Here is a 16,672-nt window from a genome sequence, read left to right on the forward strand (position 1 = left end):
CGTCGCCAAGCGGATTTTCCCTGATAGCTCAGTTGGTAGAGCACTCGACTGTTAATCGAGTTGTCACAGGTTCGAGCCCTGTTCGGGGAGCCATTGCTCTCATAGCTCAGTAGGTAGAGTGCATCCATGGTAAGGATGAGGTCACCGGTTCGAATCCGGTTGAGAGCTCCATAAGGAATCTAGGCCCGTTGGTCAAGGGGTTAAGACACCTCCCTTTCACGGAGGTAACATGGGTTCGAATCCCATACGGGTCACCATTTATTATTATGTGTCATATGTGTACGGAGGCTTAGCTCAGCTGGGAGAGCATCTGCCTTACAAGCAGAGGGTCGGGGGTTCGATCCCCTCAGCCTCCACCATTATACAATTATGATTATTATAGAAATGGGTACAATACAGATATCTATTATTGGGGATTAGCCAAGCGGTAAGGCAACGGACTTTGACTCCGTCACGCATAGGTTCAAATCCTATATCCCCAGCCATTAAGAGCCATTAGCTCAGTTGGTAGAGCACCTGACTTTTAATCAGGGTGTCGAAGGTTCGAATCCTTCATGGCTCACCATTTTTTATCAGTGTGCGCGTGTGGCGGAATTGGCAGACGCACTAGACTTAGGATCTAGCGTTTCACGACGTGGGGGTTCAAGTCCCTCCACGCGCACCATTTTATTATGCGGACGTGGCTCAGCGGTAGAGCATCGCCTTGCCAAGGCGAGGGTCGCGGGTTCGATTCCCGTCGTCCGCTCCATATGGCTCACAACGTGCCCATAGCTCAGCTGGATAGAGCGTTTGACTACGAATCAAAAGGCCGGGAGTTCGAATCTCTCTGGGCACACCATATTTTTCATCGGGACGTAGCTCAGCTTGGTAGAGCACCTGGTTTGGGTCCAGGGGGTCGCATGTTCAAATCGTGTCGTCCCGATACTTATTTACTTTGCGGGTGTAGTTCAATGGTAGAACTTCAGCCTTCCAAGCTGATAGCGTGGGTTCGATTCCCATCACCCGCTCCAACTATAATATGAAGCCGAAAGGCTTTTTTTTGCATATCAGAATGTATAATATAGTGAGGCCATGAAGGTTCATTCTTCGGTTACCTCATGCATAATTATTATGGGCATATGTAGGAAACAGACCCATGTATTTCTTGTGAGTTGCTTCTAACATTGAAAGGTTATTAAGAGCTGTCATTTTGATCATGAATTAAAATACAGTTATTATAAATATAAATACAGTAAAAAATATTCCAAATACAATAAATATAAAGATTTTACGTTCATTTTATTGTATGATACTAAGAAGGTCTAGAAGGTGTCATAGAAAGATAGCTATTGAATTTTGGTATAAGACGGGGGGAGTAACATGACAGAACTTACGGTAAGCGCCAGTAAAAGTAACTCCAATAATCTACTGCGCCGTGACGTACGGTTTCTTGGGAATATTCTGGGAGAGGTATTGGTCCATCAAGGGGGCAATGAACTTTTAGATATAGTTGAAAAGATCCGTGAAACTAGTAAATCTTTACGTTCCGTATTCTTACCTGAGTTGTTTGCTGACTTTAAAGAAACTATTGAAACATTAAAGCCAGACACACGACATCAGGTAATCCGAGCATTTGCGATCTATTTTCAATTGGTCAATATCGCTGAACAAAACCATCGCATTCGCAGGAAACGTGATTATGAACGTTCAGCAGGAGATACGGTTCAACCAGGATCTATCGAAAGTGCTATTCAAGATTTAAAAGAACGCAATTTCTCGTATCAAGAGGTACAGGAAATTATTGAGGGACTTTCACTTGAATTAGTCATGACTGCTCACCCTACAGAAGCTATGCGTAGAGCCATTCTTGATATTCATAAGCGGATTTCAGAAGATGTAATGCTACTAGATAATCCAACACTTACGTTCCGCGAACGGGAACAATTACGTGAGAAGCTTCTCAACGAAGTTATCACTTTATGGCAGACAGATGAGCTTCGTGATCGTAAGCCGACTGTGCTTGATGAAGTGAGACATGGAATGTACTATTTCCACGAAACACTTTTTCATGTTTTACCTGATGTATATCAAGAAATGGAACGATGTCTTAGTAAATACTATCCGGGCCACAACTGGCATGTGCCAACGTATCTTCGTTTTGGATCTTGGATTGGTGGAGACAGAGATGGTAATCCTTCGGTAACTTCTGATATTACTTGGCAGACTCTAAGCATGCAAAGAAAACTCGCGGTACGTGAATACGAACGGATCATGAAGGAATTTATGAAGTCACTTAGCTTCAGTACTTCTATCGTTAACGTCTCTACTGAGCTTGAGGAGTCTATACTAGAAGATCAATCTAACGTTACTTTGAGTAAGAATTTCATTTGGCATAACGAGAATGAACCTTACCGTATTAAATTAGTATATATGATGGCTAAAATTAAAAATTTACTTGATGAGAGTACAAAGGGAACGGCAGACCGTTATGCTACACCTTTAGAGTTCATTAATGACCTTAACATTATTGATCGGAGTCTACGTCATCACTACGCTGATTATGTCGCAGATACTTACATTAAGAAGTTAATTCGACAAGTGGAACTATTCGGATTCCATACGGCATCCCTGGATATTCGCCAACACAGTCAAGAGCATGAGAATGCTTTGTCTGAAGTACTGTCCAAGATGGAGATCTCACACCATTATGCTGAATTAACGGAAGATGAAAAAATAGAATTACTTAGTAAGCTGTTGAATGACCCAAGGCCTATTACTTCGCCTTATCATGAATACAGTGAAAGTACGAAAGAATGCATCAATGTGTATCGTACCGTATATGAAGCTCAACAGGAGTACGGTGTTGATTGTATTTCCAAGTACCTAATTAGCATGGCGCGAGGAGCTAGTGACATCCTAGAAGTTATGGTATTCGCTAAGGAAGTAGGCCTATTCCACCAAAATAGTGATAATACCGTGACTTGTACGTTACAAGCTGTACCGTTGTTTGAGACGATTGAGGATTTACATGCTGCGCCAGATATTATGAGACAAGTGCTTAACATGCCGATTTATCGACAAGCTGTAAGTGCTATGAATGACCTTCAAGAGATTATGCTTGGGTATTCAGATAGTAATAAAGATGGTGGAGCTGTAACAGCCAACTGGGAGCTGCGTGTAGCATTGAAAGATATTACAACAGTAGCGGATGACTTCGATGTGAAATTGAAGTTTTTCCACGGACGTGGTGGTGCGTTAGGTCGTGGAGGCATGCCGCTAAATCGTAGCATACTAGCACAACCTGCTTCTACTGTCGGTGGGGGCATTAAGATCACTGAGCAGGGTGAGGTCATCTCTTCTAGATACTCTCTACAAGGGATTGCATATCGAAGCTTAGATCAAGCCACATCAGCTCTTGTGACAGCAGCAATTAATGCTCGTTCTCCTCATGATGCGGCATATGAGAAGCAAGAAAAGGAATGGGATCAGATTGTGAAGGGGATTTCGGAAGTTTCTCTTCATAAATATCAGGATTTGATATTCCGTGATCCAGATTTCCTAACTTTCTTTAAAGAATCGACACCATTACCAGAGGTTGGAGAGTTAAATATCGGTTCACGTCCATCCAAACGTAAGAATAGCGATCGGTTTGAGGACTTACGCGCTATTCCATGGGTGTTTGCTTGGACACAAAGTCGTTATTTACTTCCTGCTTGGTATGCTGCAGGTACGGGTATACAGAGCTACTATCAGAATAACGAGGAGAATCTAAAGGTACTGCAAGAGATGTACACTAACTTTTCATTCTTCACGTCATTAATTGATTCGTTGCAAATGGCTATCGCTAAGGCGGATTTAATCATTGCCAAAGAGTATGCTAACATGACCAAGGAAGAATCGTATCGTCAACGTATTTTCAGTCAAATAGAAGATGAATTTAAGTTGACAACGGATCTGATTCTCAAAATTACCGGTCAAAAAGAAATCTTAGATAATGTTCCTGTGATCCAGGAGTCCATTAAACTCCGTAATCCTTATGTTGATCCACTTAGTTATTTACAAGTTCAGCTTCTTAGTGAGCTTCGTGAAATTAGAGATCAGGGTGAAGACAATAGTGAGTTACTCCGCGAGGTTCTTCTAACAATTAACGGAATTGCAGCTGGGCTTCGAAATACGGGTTGATAGGAAATATAAGAATAATACAAAAACGGAGCATATAATCCGAGGGTTCCTTATTAAGGAATCTTCGGATTTTTTCGTTAACTATACAGGTAGGTATTGCTTTTTATAGGCACATGAATTACGATTTTAATGTTGTTTTAATTCTATACAAAATACCCATCAGCAAGTCTGGGGGAAACTATGTTGGATCAATTAGAGAATAGGTTAACAAAACTAGCCCTGAAGGGCGATCAACAAGCATTCGCGGAGATTGTCGATCTGTACAAAGACAAAATCTTTCATTTAGCTTACCGGATGCTGAACAACCGTCACGAGGCGGAGGATGTAGTCCAAGAAACTTTTTTACGTGTGTTCAAAAATTTGGATCGCTATGATCCGAATCAGAAGTTCTCTACATGGATTTATCGTATTGGAACTAATCTTTGTATTGATCGATTGAGGAAAAGGAAACCTACATATTCGCTAGATGCTGATATGAATGATCAAGAAGGATTAGATGGCTATTCATTAATTCCAAGTGTCGATCAGACGCCGGAGAGTGAACTTATACTCTCTGAGACTAAGCAGCTTGTATATAATGCGATTAATAGTCTGCCAAGTAAATATAAATCAGTCATGATTTTGAGATACCTTCAGGAGTTATCCTTGCAGGAAATTAGTGATGTGCTCGGTATGCCTGTGACGACAATAAAGACTCGTGTACATCGTGGTCGAGAGTTTTTGCGAAAAAAACTGGAGTCCAGTATGTAGAGGTTATATGAGTAGAAGGACTGACGACTGGACCGTCCCTTCTTTTTGTAACTTTTGTTCATTCTCGATAATATTTTGAAACATCTGTAGAACTGCTACGTATGTAAATTATCAGGTCTTATGCTCTGAAATTAGAGTATGAGAAATCAACAGAATTATTGAAAGGATTGGCTCATATGGAATGCAAATTAGCCGTCTCTTTGATGCATGATTTTCTAGACGACGACTTATCCAAGGAGCAAAGGGTGATGCTAAAGGAACATACGCTAACCTGCCCTGATTGTCGTATGCAGTTTAAAGAGCTAGAACAGACGGATATGCTACTTTACTCTCTTCACTATAGTACACCGTCTGCATCGGATGAGCTAACTAAGCGTATCCTGAGTGCTCTTCCGGTGCATAAGAAGCAGCAACGATGGGTAACGTGGGTTAAAAGGCATCCAGCAGCAACAGCGGCAGCCCTTTTCTTGGTAGTCATGTTGTTTAGTACGATCAATGTATGGAACCAAGACAACCAATTAATGGTCCATGGAAACAATTTGGATCAAGTCATCATTGAGGGTGACACCGTTATTTTACCTGAAGGAAGAACGATTGCTGGAGATTTGACGATAGAGAATGGAAAAGCACAAATATTTGGTGTCGTCGAAGGTAATTTGACTGTAATTGATGGTTCTTTGTATAAAGCATCTACTGCTCATATCTCTGGACAAGTTAAGAATGTTGACAGAGCATTGGATTGGATATGGTATAAAATTACCAACCTAGTCTCGGATGTTGCTTATCGTTAATGTTAGCGGTCCGAAGGTGATCACGACATTACGGTGCCTCTTTATATAGAGAGTGCACCTTTTTTGTTTTAAATATTTAAAAAGTATAAATTTTATCGATATTTCATCGCTAAACGAATACTGTCCTTTTCGAACGATGAAGTCTTTTATCATTAAAAAGATGACATATTATGTTCGTTTGAAAGCCCTTGAGCTTGCAACATGAGGTTGATCGTTATAACCTATACAATAAGGACATTATAAATAGAGATTGAACTATTTTATTGAAGGGTATAGACGGGGGCCTTAGAATGAACTATTTCACGGATATGACTTGGAAAGATTCCATTAAAGATATTATTGATGTTGGTATTGTTTCATACATTATTTATCATGTGATTCTTCTAGTAAGAGGTACAAGAGCTGTCCAATTACTGAAGGGGATATTATTTCTGGTTATTATTTGGGCCATAAGTACGTGGTTTGATCTGTACACGCTCAAATGGCTGATGAATCAGATGTTTACGTTTGGTGTGTTGGCAGTGATTATTATTTTTCAACCGGAACTACGTCGTGCACTAGAGCAATTGGGACGTGGTAAGTTGTTCGGACGAACCTCTGCTGAGAATGAGGAAGTCACGAAATTAATTAGTGAAGTTATTAAAGCTATTAATTATTTATCACGTAGAAAAATAGGAGCATTAATTGTATTTGAACGAGAGACGGGTCTTAATGAGTATACAGAGTCAGGTATTCCCATGAAATCAATAATAAGCTCTGAGCTTATTATTAACATATTCATACCTAACACACCGCTCCATGATGGAGCCATGATCGTTCAATCGAGTCAAATTGCAGCGGCAGCCTGTTATTTACCACTGTCGGAGAATCCTTTTATTAGTAAAGAGTTAGGGACTAGGCACCGTGCGGCTATTGGGATAAGTGAGGTAGGCGATGCCGTAGCTATAGTGGTATCAGAAGAGACGGGTCAGATCTCTTTAGCTATGAATGGTCAAGTTGTTCGGGATATTAAAGAGGAATCGTTGATATCTAAGTTATATGAAGAGCTACGTCCCAATGCGACGGTTAAAGAGAAGCGCTCTCCATTCTGGAAACGGAAGGGGGACGATAATAATGGATAGATGGCTCAAGAATAATAATGTGGTCAAAATTCTTGCGATTGCGCTCAGCATTCTGCTGTGGGCTATCGTTCATCTGGATAATAGCACACCAACACCTACGACGACGATCGATAGTAAAGTGATTGAGAATATTAAAGTACAACCCTTTGATCTGGATGATTCTAAATATGTGCTTAGTGCGATGGATACGGATAAGGTAAGAATGGAAGTCAAAGGAAGGCGTTCTGATATTACGTCTTTATTCAATGAAGATTATAGAGTGCGCTTGGATTTAAGTAATGTCAAAGAGGGTACAAACACATTACCTCTTACTTATGATCTACCTTTTGGTGTAGAACTCGTCTCCATGCAGCCCAAAACAGTAACGGTTATTATTGAGAAGCGAGAAACTGCTTCCTATCCTGTGAGCGTAGTCACTGTAGGTGCTCTTGCTGAGGGATATAAAGTAGGAGTAGCTGTGATAGAACCAAGTACTGTAGAAGTCACATTGCCTTCCACCAATTTAGCTGATGTGGCAAAGGTTGAAGGTACCGTAGAACTTGATGGACATACAGAGACATTTACGCAGAAGAAGGTTAAATTAACGGCCTACAATAGTAAAGGGCAGGCATTGAAGGATGCGATCATTGAACCCTCTTCTGTGTCTGTGGAGATTCCACTTACTTCACCTTCTATAGATGTCCCTATATCAATTCAGTATACAGGGAGCCTTCCAGAGGGGCTTGTTCTGTCTGAGGTTACACCGAATATTAGTCAAGTGAAAATATATGGGTCTCAGTCTGCGCTGGCAGGGGTTAAATCTTATAATGATGTTATAGTAGATCTGAGTCAGGTTAAGCAATCTGGCAAATCGGAGCTGAGCATCGATTTGAAGCCACCAGCAGGAATGGTTAGAATAGAGCCTAGTACGATACAAGTGGAAGTAGATGCTGTATCCGTAGGCGAAAGAACGATAAGTGACATCCCTATCACAATTGAAGGAATGACGAGTGATTACCAAGCAACAATTATAAGCCCTGCGAATAAATCTGTTGCCATGAATTTAACAGGGGCTGCTTCTTTGCTCAATAGCTTGAATAAAGGGGATATCAAAATTGTAGCTAATGTCCAAGATTTGAAGCCAGGTAGTCACGAAGTTAAGCTAGAGGTTACGTTACCACGATTTATAACATCAGCAGATAAACAACCCATAACCGCGACAATTGAAATTAAGGATAAGACAATACCTTCGACCGTTGAACCTGTACCGCCAACGAAGGTGCCTGATAAAGAGATCGATAGCGATCCAGCACCGGAGGCAGATAAAGACATTATAGGTCCAGTTATAGAAGGTGGTAACGCGGGGACGGTTACAGAACCAAGCACAGGGAATGGAACAAACACAGATCCTTCAGATGATGATGGAGGAGTATTAGATAGTTCAGATAATACTGAACCTTAATTCGATATAATGATATGAAGACAACTTCAATTAGAGAGTTGACAAAGGAGAAAAATAATGGGGAAATACTTTGGAACAGACGGGGTACGGGGAATTGCTAATAAAGAATTAACCGCTGAATTAGCTTATAGCATTGGACGTTGTGGGGGTTATGTTCTAACCAGTAATGTAGAGAAACCAACGGTCATTATTGGAATGGATACACGGATCTCTGGTGCAATGTTAGAATCTGCTTTAGTTGCAGGATTGTTGTCGATTGGCGCACATGTTATTCGACTAGGGATCGTGACTACACCCGCGGTGGCTTATATTACAAGATACTTGAAGGCGGATGCTGGGGTCATGATCTCTGCATCACATAATCCTGTGGAGGATAACGGGATCAAGTTTTTCGGAGGAGATGGATTTAAGCTCTCTGATGAGACAGAATTAAAAATCGAAGAACTGATGGATGCAGAGGAAGATCGTCTTCCACGCCCTTACGGTGCTGATCTAGGGAATGTTATTGTAGATAATGAATCGAAATATAAATATTTGGACTTCTTGAAGACTACAATTTCACAATCTTTTGAAGGTGTTAAAATTGTTCTGGATAGTGCCAATGGTGCAGCGTATGAACTAGCACCCCAATTGTTTCGTGATCTAGGGGCGGAAGTTATTGCTATCGGTTCAGAACCTACGGGACTTAATATTAATGATCATTGTGGTTCTACCCACCCAGAGAAGCTGAAGTTAGAAGTATTGAAGCATAAGGCAGATCTAGGATTAGCCTTTGATGGTGATGCTGATCGCCTAATCGCGATTGACGAGAATGGTGAAGAAGTAGACGGGGACTTCATTCTATGTATTTGTGGGGAAGCTATGAATCGTAAGGGTACGTTAAAGGACAATACTATCGTCTCAACGGTGATGAGTAACATTGGTTTTTATAAAGCAACGGAAAGATTGGGTCTCAAAACAGCAAAAACAGCTGTAGGTGACCGCTATGTGATGGAAGAAATGATTAGAGGTGGGTACAACTTAGGTGGAGAACAATCTGGACATGTTATTTTCTTAGATTATAATACAACAGGTGACGGTCTACTTACAGGTATCCAGCTTGTTGACACACTGAAAGAGTCAGGTAAGAAACTTAGTGAAGTTAAAGCGATGATGAGTAAGTATCCTCAAGTTCTCGTAAATGTACGTGTGGAAGATAAGAGTAACTATGAAGGCAATGAAGCCATTGAAGCGGCTATTACAGCCGTAGAAGAGAAGTTAGCTGATAACGGTCGCGTACTTGTCCGTGCGTCGGGGACAGAGTCATTGATACGTGTTATGGCTGAAGGTCCTGATGAAAGTGAGCTTAATCTTTATGTATCGCAAATTGTCGATGTAGTGAAGCGGGAATTAGTTTAACTTAGACTGCTATTCTAAAATTACTAATATAGAACGTAGCCGATGAACATAAGACCTATGTTTCATCGGCTTAATTATTGGGTATTGAACTGAGGAAGTTTACATGTGATGAATGTTGTAAATAAGGCTTTGCAATCCTTCATGTATATTACATTCCCATAGCATTGCCAAATGCCTTTAACATGCATATAATGTATTAATGTGATTCAAATATAGAAAGCGAGGGCAGTGAGGTTGATGAATACAAGCGCCAGAACTTGAGCTAGCGCGGGGCGAATGAAGAATTGATGGCATGAATATGTTATCACATGAATTCTGAATTCAACGGCAGATCAAGTTGACGAGGTAGAGGTGTTCGAATGTTCGGCGGGGACCTCTCGGTGATGCACCAGAGCCGTAAACCGATAACGGAAAATGAATGGGCGACTGTTCACACAACGATTCGGTGGGTGCAGATTTTATTACTATTAATCATGAGTGTGCGTCAATAAAGCAGTCGGTAATGGACGAGAAAGTGCATTCGTGAATGGACCTTGTATAATTGAATACATTGAATTTTTCGTACATTCTCGTACATGCCGCATATCAGCTCGCACACTTTCATTTGGAATTCCAACAAAAAGTGAAATGGGGATATATATATGTGTGGTATTGTCGGATATATTGGTACAAATAATACGCAGTCAGTGTTGATTGAAGGTCTGAAGAAGTTGGAGTACCGGGGATACGATTCAGCTGGAATCGCGGTGTTCACGAAGGATGGTCTTCAAGTTACCAAAGCTCAGGGACGTCTAGCTAACTTGGAATCCAAGCTTGAGAATGAACCTCTTACTGGAACTGCAGGTATAGGTCATACTCGTTGGGCAACCCATGGTAAACCTTCTGATGCGAATTCTCATCCACATACAGATGAAAGTCTTAAATTTTCTGTAGTCCACAATGGTATTATTGAGAACTATTTGGATTTGAAGGATGAATTGATAGCGGAAGGTCATACCTTCGCATCTGAGACAGATACTGAAGTTATTGCACATCTAGTTGCTCGTGAGTATGAGGGTAATATCGTGAAAGCTGTTCAAAAAGCGATCACTTTCATGCGCGGCGCATTTGCACTTGGCGTATTGACGGAGTACGAACCGGACCGATTGGTAGCTGTACGTCAGGCAAGCCCGTTGATCATTGGAATTGGAGAAGGGGAGAATTATATCGCTTCAGATATTCCTGCTATTCTTCAATATACGCGGAATGTATACATTCTCAATGATGGCGAAATGGCAGTGCTGACACAAGATGCCGTCGAATTAATGACCATCGAAGGGAATTTTATTTCTCGGGAAATGATTCATGTCGATTGGGATGAAGTAACTGCTGAAAAAGGCGGCTTTGAGCATTTCATGCTGAAAGAAATACATGAACAACCTAAAGCATACCGTGACACAATGCGTGGCCGGATTGACAGTGAAGGCAAAAAGGTTGTCTTGCCAGAGTTGAAATTAACGCGAGAACAAATTTTAAATATTCGTAACGTACAGATCATTGCATGTGGTACCGCATATCATGCAGGTCTAGTCGGACGTCATGTAATAGAACAATTGGTTCGTATTCCTGTAGAGACGGATGTTGCCTCAGAATATCGCTATCGTTCTCCGATCGTGACACCTGAAACGTTGGTTATTGTCGTAAGCCAATCAGGTGAAACTGCCGATACGCTTGCGGCTCTACGTGAAGCTAAAGCCAACGGGGCACATGTACTTGCGATTACTAACGTGGTAGGTAGTTCAATTGCTCGCGATGCTGATGATGTTATCGTCACTCTTGCGGGTCCTGAGATTGCTGTAGCATCCACTAAAGCTTATACTTCCCAATTAATTGCATTCTATTTATTCGGGTTGTTCTTGGCTGAAATTCGTGGTACGCAGACTCCTGAAGCTATTGCTCATATCATTGCAGCGATGCAAGCATTGCCTGAACAATTAGATAGCATGTTAGAGCAATCTGAATCTATTAAGGCGTATGCTGAACAAATCTCTCACCACGAGCACCTATTCTTCATTGGTCGTGGACTAGATTTCGCAGTAGTACAAGAGGGATCATTGAAACTTAAGGAAATCTCCTACATTCACTCCGAAGCTTATCCAGCAGGTGAATTGAAACACGGAACATTAGCCTTGATCGAAGAAGGTATTCCTGTTATTGCCTTGCTAACTCAAGAGAATGTCTTTGAGAAAACAGTAAGCAATATCAAGGAAGTTAGCGCACGCGGAGCAGATATCATGGCGATTACGTATGAAGAGTACGTACCAACCCTGTTGAAATCCGTTGACCAAGCTTTTGCTATTCCTAAGACATTGCAACTGCTGACACCAGCGTTGTCCGTGGTGCCACTACAGTTACTTTCATACTACGCTTCGCTTGCACGTGGTAACGATGTAGATAAGCCGCGTAACTTGGCGAAGAGTGTGACTGTGGAGTAGGGTTGGGGATTGTAAGGTGAGTCTTGTTATCGCAAAATATAATTTCCCCAGCAAAATAACTTGTTCCCTGGGCAAATATAACTGTTCCCTAACACGAAGGTAATCTGGATTAACCATCCAATTCCCTTCGTGTTTTCTTATCTCTTTAGATGAAGAAGAGCAGGAGAAATACAGGGTAAATGCAGAGGAAAGGCAAGAGATAAGCAGGAGAAGAAGCGGGAGATTCAGGATAAAGGGCAGGGGGAAAGCAGGATGAAAAGCTTGATAAATGCGGGTAGTACAAGGTTTTAGGAAGAAAGAGAAAAAAAGCTTGAAGAAAAAGCGTGAGAATTAGCTTGAATAAGAGCATGAAAGATTCCTAAATCCTAATCCCTTCACTCTGATTTCCAGGGAACAACTTTATTTTGCTGAAAATCAAAAGTTCTTACATAAAATGTGAAAAAAGAAGAGGGTTTAGGGAACGACTATATTTGCCTACAGAAATTGGGGAATGAGAGAAAGGCAGGTGGGCAAGGGTTTGGGGGAAAGGGGGAGGGAACAACTATATTTTGCGGATACAAATACTGCTATGCTAATTGTTTGATAACTACTGGACCGCCTTCAATGTAAGTAGTCTTGTTCTTAATCATATGATAGATGATCGTTAGTATCTTTCGGGCCAGAGCGACTAACGCTTTTTTCTTTCCTCGCCGAGAAGCCATCTTCCAAAATCGGATGGCAAGTTCAGACTTCCTTGACTTCGTTGCTGCCCAAGCCGCTTCATAAAGCGCCGTTTTTACATGCGGATTGCCTTTTCGTGCACGGGCACTTTTTTTTTACCCGCACTTTCGTGATTACCCGGTGCTACGCCTGCCCATGAGGCCAAATGGTCTTCTGTTGGAAACTGATCCATGTCAACGCCAATTTCCGCTATAATAGCCGAAGCTGTAATCTCACTTACGCCTGGAATCGTTTGAACTAGCTTGTATGCTTCTTTATACGGTTCTAGGTGGGAAGTGATTTCTAAATCCAATTCCGAAATGGATTTTTCTAGAAATGTAATGTGCTCCCAACAGTTGCGAATCAACATCATTTGATGAGCGTTCAGAGTTCCGAATAGAGATTCAGCAATCTGGGCAACGTTTTTCTGCATATTGCCATGCACACGATGTGCAATGTCGTTGGCGTCCACATAGCCTTGTTCGAGCAAACTCTCCAAGAGATTACGGCCAGACACACCAAACACATCAGAAATGACAGTTCCCAGTTTTACGTTTGAGGCCTCTAGTACCTTTTGGATGCGGTTCTTCTCTGCCGTTAAGTTGCCGACACGCTTTTTGCGCAACCGGGTTAAATCCCGCAGTTCGCGAAGGTCTTCGGCTGGAACAAAGCTCTTCTCAATCAGGCCCACTCGTAGTAGCTTGGCTATCCATTCTGCATCGTTCACATCGGTTTTGCGTCCGGGAACGTTTTTGATCCGCTGTGCATTGGCAAGTGCGATGTCGAAGTAACCTTCCAAGATGTTGTACACAGGCTTCCAATAAATGCCCGTACTCTCCATCGCAATATTTGTCACGCCTTCAGACTCCAACCAAGTCATCAGCGCAAACAAGTCGAGGGTCATTGTTGGGAACGTTCTTGTTTCTGCCCGCGGAGCTTCATCTGCTTCGCCTGTCATTACACATACAACAATATTCTTCTGATGAACATCTAAACCGGCACAACGTGCAGCTAACATATCCATCTTATTTCCCTCCAAATTGAATGATACTACGATTGGCAAATTCGTTTGAACATTGCATTTTTCTGTCCGCAGTCATTCGGTATCTCGCACCAAAGCTAGCATGGGGTTGTTCACAAAACGAATTCTCACAGTTTTTTAGACAGGGTCAGAGCCCCAAAAAGAGCCACGTATTTATGTCCAATCGCAGTATTACTCAGTATTACAGGGAACGCTCCTCGCTAAACCCAACTTTCATATTGGGGGTGCGGCGGTAAAGCCATATTTGTTTTTTAGGAACCGTAATTACTGATACTTTTAAGTTAAGTGTAATTCAACCATAAAATGTAATCAAAATCAAATTTTCAAATAATGACCAATTAAATCCAGGTGGAAAAATTTGTTCTATACTCCAAGCATCTCTATCCCAATTGAGGTAACAATTCTTGACGCTACTAGCAATATGACCTAAATGATAGAAGTGAATTGCTATAGATACTTAAATACTTTTAGGTAATGTATTCAAAATTTCCTCCCTATACTGACTGACGGGATGCTTCTAATATTTTGAATAAAGAAGGAACGATGACTGCATTGAAATAGTCCTGGAGTTTTTTTAGTCAATTCTACGTTAATCCGCTTAAAGGTTACATTTATACTTTCATCAGACTTAATAAAAATCCAATCGTTACTATTAACAACCCATTTTTCTAGTTCCCCAGGTGATAAAATGACTTCCCTTATGATTGCTTTTACTTTCATAAATACACCCCTATTCAACGCTTAATATTATACATGTGTTCATATTCTACAGAATCTATTGTTAAATATGGAACAACGTGGTAGGATTTAATTATTATAACATTTTATCTAAAAAATAATATATATTTTGGGTGATTATTGATAATTACTTATACGGGTGATATTTCAAGAGTTTCGTGTTAAGTGGCTAGATATAATTCGTTAATCTTGACTGGAGATAAATTGGAGGAGGGGAAAAGTAATGTTATTAAACAAAGAAAATAAATGGGTCACAGAAAATGGGGTGAATTTGCAGCATCTCTTCCCAATAAGTGACAATCGGAATTTTGCGCCATTTGGCTCTGCTTGGGCAAAGGTTCAACCCGGCGAAGCTACAACATTACATACGCATAGGGTAGCTGAAGTTTTCTTTATTACAAGTGGAAGCGGTTACTTTAACATCGAAGGGGAAGAGCAATCGATAAAAGAGGGTGATGTCATTTATGTTGCTCCAGATAAAGCACATACAATTTGTAACCTAGACTCTAGTCAAGAGGAATTGAGTTTTCTATCCGTGTGGTGGGAAGCTAATGAAAGAATTATTAAGCATTTGAATATGTATCTACTTCCAGCTTATTCGGGAGGAGAATAATGAACACCATAATTCGACCTGAATTTTCCGTAGAATTTTCACCTTATGTAGAAGTTGTTTGTGCCATATGGCGAACAATAGATTCTTCAGATCTACGTCCGGGTCCTAGGCAACCCGTGATCAAAAAGTCGATAGCAATTGATTTTATTAATCAATGCATAGCAGTGACGGAAGCAAATTCGATTCGTGAAGCTTTAGAAGTTCGGGGGTTGTATTACGTACTCGGCATTGGTATATCTAAGCCAATGCGTGATTTTGAGAAGCGGGAAGAGTTACTTTATCAATTGGCTCAAAACCTTCAATCGAATACGAAAGTTATCGATTTCCTAGGTTCAATGTATGAGAAGTACAAGATTAACTCTAAAAAAGTACTAACATTATGCGAAGGAAGCAGATATTGGGAAGCTAGCTTATTGAGTAAGATGTGGAAGGGTGAACTTCATCTAACGGTAATTCCAAGTATATTTATGTTACCTGCACCTAGAGGGCAGACCGGGTATATACGTGAAGAAGAGAATTTGCATTTAACCCTGGTTTTCGGCTATACAGGGCCAATTAGTGATGAGTCAAGCAGTAGATATCGAGACTGGGAGCAATGGTTTCGATTTGGAGTCTGGCATGTTGTCAGCAGATTGTATTGGTCCAAAAAGTCGATGGTTTCTGATCAAAATCCGGAACTGTATGCAAGAGCCTATTCAAGATTAAGGCCAAAGTATTGTCAAAAAGCAGATATTGCAGAGTTTACATTATCGACTTATAATAATTGGCCATCCTATGCGATCGAACACTTGATGTGCGTGACAAAATTACTATGTGAACGAGAATTAGGTGGCGAGAAAGCATTTTTGGAAAAAAATAAATGGTTTTATTCATTAGGCCGTTTCCATATTAACTGGTTTTTAGAATATCTTCAAAATCAGGAATCAATTGAAGCTTTAAGTTTTGCCCCGATGTGCGACAGATGGATTAAGCAATCAGAAGAATTAATGGCTTCTGACCCGCAATTTATTGGACCGGTAGGGGCTTGTGAAAATCCAATATGGTCTGATCAGATTAAAATACTTTTTTCTCCAAGTATTAGTAATTCGGTAAGAAGAGCTATAAAAATATGGATTTCAAACTATTGGCGAATCCAACCTGAAGTGCTAGAGCTCGATCCAACGCATAATGACCCAAATCACAGCTACTTGATATTTACTTTATTCGATGATGTGGAATTGCTTAATAAATCTGATCGTGAATGGCTTGAAAATTACTATGAACATGATGGAATAGTGTTTGTAAAACGGAGTAAGCATTCAAATCAACATTGGAAGCGTGTATCAGTATGTCATCATGAAACTAATTTACTTCGATTAAATCAACAAGTAAATTTTTACGCAGATTGGACAGCTATCAAAGAGGAACAAGTAATGAGTGGTCAATATACTTTTGTATAAATTAA

The 16,672-nt window shown here is 40.8% G+C and carries 10 protein-coding genes, 11 tRNA genes and 1 pseudogene; 20 read left to right on the plus strand and 2 right to left on the minus strand.

Features of this window, described 5'->3' with window-relative positions; translation table 11 throughout:
* Positions 1–17 precede the first annotated feature (17 nt).
* The 18 genes from J2T13_RS24255 to glmS all read left to right on the plus strand — a co-directional run bounded on the left by J2T13_RS24255 (position 18) and on the right by glmS (position 12,136).
* Positions 18–93: transfer RNA gene (locus J2T13_RS24255), tRNA-Asn, on the plus strand.
* Positions 94–95: 2 nt separating this feature from the next.
* Positions 96–171, plus strand: a tRNA-Thr gene (locus tag J2T13_RS24260).
* An 11-nt stretch (positions 172–182) separates the two neighbouring features.
* Positions 183–257: transfer RNA gene (locus J2T13_RS24265), tRNA-Glu, on the plus strand.
* 26 nt (positions 258–283) lie between these two features.
* Positions 284–359, plus strand: a tRNA-Val gene (locus J2T13_RS24270).
* A 51-nt stretch (positions 360–410) separates the two neighbouring features.
* A tRNA-Gln gene (locus tag J2T13_RS24275) sits at positions 411–485 on the plus strand.
* A gap of 4 nt (positions 486–489) precedes the next feature.
* Positions 490–565 (plus strand) — tRNA-Lys (locus tag J2T13_RS24280).
* A 14-nt stretch (positions 566–579) separates the two neighbouring features.
* Positions 580–664: transfer RNA gene (locus tag J2T13_RS24285), tRNA-Leu, on the plus strand.
* A gap of 9 nt (positions 665–673) precedes the next feature.
* Positions 674–748: transfer RNA gene (locus tag J2T13_RS24290), tRNA-Gly, on the plus strand.
* Positions 749–761: 13 nt separating this feature from the next.
* Positions 762–838, plus strand: a tRNA-Arg gene (locus J2T13_RS24295).
* Positions 839–848: 10 nt separating this feature from the next.
* A tRNA-Pro gene (locus tag J2T13_RS24300) sits at positions 849–922 on the plus strand.
* 14 nt (positions 923–936) lie between these two features.
* Positions 937–1,010, plus strand: a tRNA-Gly gene (locus tag J2T13_RS24305).
* 349 nt (positions 1,011–1,359) lie between these two features.
* Positions 1,360–4,161: a phosphoenolpyruvate carboxylase gene (gene ppc / locus J2T13_RS24310; protein ID WP_429375087.1), complete on the plus strand. Its 2,802-nt coding sequence runs from the start codon at positions 1,360–1,362 to the stop codon at positions 4,159–4,161.
* A 180-nt stretch (positions 4,162–4,341) separates the two neighbouring features.
* Entirely contained in the window at positions 4,342–4,911 is a 570-nt protein-coding gene (gene sigW / locus J2T13_RS24315; protein WP_429375088.1) for an RNA polymerase sigma factor SigW, read from the plus strand.
* A gap of 176 nt (positions 4,912–5,087) precedes the next feature.
* Positions 5,088–5,702, plus strand: a complete 615-nt coding sequence (locus J2T13_RS24320; protein ID WP_429375090.1) for a zf-HC2 domain-containing protein — start codon at positions 5,088–5,090, stop codon at positions 5,700–5,702.
* A gap of 290 nt (positions 5,703–5,992) precedes the next feature.
* Positions 5,993–6,823: a diadenylate cyclase CdaA gene (gene cdaA / locus J2T13_RS24325; protein WP_429375091.1), complete on the plus strand. Its 831-nt coding sequence runs from the start codon at positions 5,993–5,995 to the stop codon at positions 6,821–6,823.
* Complete coding sequence (locus J2T13_RS24330; RefSeq protein ID WP_429375093.1) at positions 6,816–8,264, plus strand: CdaR family protein; 1,449 nt, start codon at positions 6,816–6,818, stop codon at positions 8,262–8,264. Before cdaA ends, J2T13_RS24330 begins: the two co-directional genes overlap by 8 nt.
* A gap of 57 nt (positions 8,265–8,321) precedes the next feature.
* The gene (gene glmM / locus J2T13_RS24335; RefSeq protein ID WP_429375094.1) at positions 8,322–9,662 is read left to right on the plus strand and encodes a phosphoglucosamine mutase; all 1,341 of its coding nucleotides are present in this window, start codon (positions 8,322–8,324) and stop codon (positions 9,660–9,662) included.
* 641 nt (positions 9,663–10,303) lie between these two features.
* Positions 10,304–12,136, plus strand: a complete 1,833-nt coding sequence (glmS, locus tag J2T13_RS24340) for a glutamine--fructose-6-phosphate transaminase (isomerizing) (RefSeq protein ID WP_429375096.1) — start codon at positions 10,304–10,306, stop codon at positions 12,134–12,136.
* A gap of 566 nt (positions 12,137–12,702) precedes the next feature.
* Here glmS and J2T13_RS24345 read toward each other — a convergent pair.
* A pseudogene (locus tag J2T13_RS24345) lies at positions 12,703–13,859 on the minus strand (IS110 family transposase).
* Positions 13,860–14,357: 498 nt separating this feature from the next.
* On the minus strand, positions 14,358–14,597 hold the full coding sequence (locus J2T13_RS24350; protein WP_429375097.1) for a hypothetical protein: 240 nt from the start codon (positions 14,595–14,597) through the stop codon (positions 14,358–14,360).
* A 241-nt stretch (positions 14,598–14,838) separates the two neighbouring features.
* Here J2T13_RS24350 and J2T13_RS24355 point away from each other — a divergent pair, with 241 nt between their 5' ends.
* Positions 14,839–15,228, plus strand: coding sequence for a cupin domain-containing protein (locus J2T13_RS24355; protein WP_429375098.1), 390 nt, complete (start codon positions 14,839–14,841; stop codon positions 15,226–15,228).
* A complete protein-coding gene (locus J2T13_RS24360) occupies positions 15,228–16,667 on the plus strand; it encodes a hypothetical protein (RefSeq protein WP_429375100.1) in 1,440 nt (479 codons plus the stop codon). The genes J2T13_RS24355 and J2T13_RS24360 overlap by 1 nt, the downstream gene beginning before the upstream one ends.
* The last annotated feature ends 5 nt before the right edge of the window (positions 16,668–16,672 follow it).

The sequence above is a fragment of the Paenibacillus sp. DS2015 genome, from assembly GCF_050433705.1.
In the GTDB taxonomy this organism is placed as follows: Bacteria; Bacillota; Bacilli; order Paenibacillales; family Paenibacillaceae; genus Paenibacillus_AQ.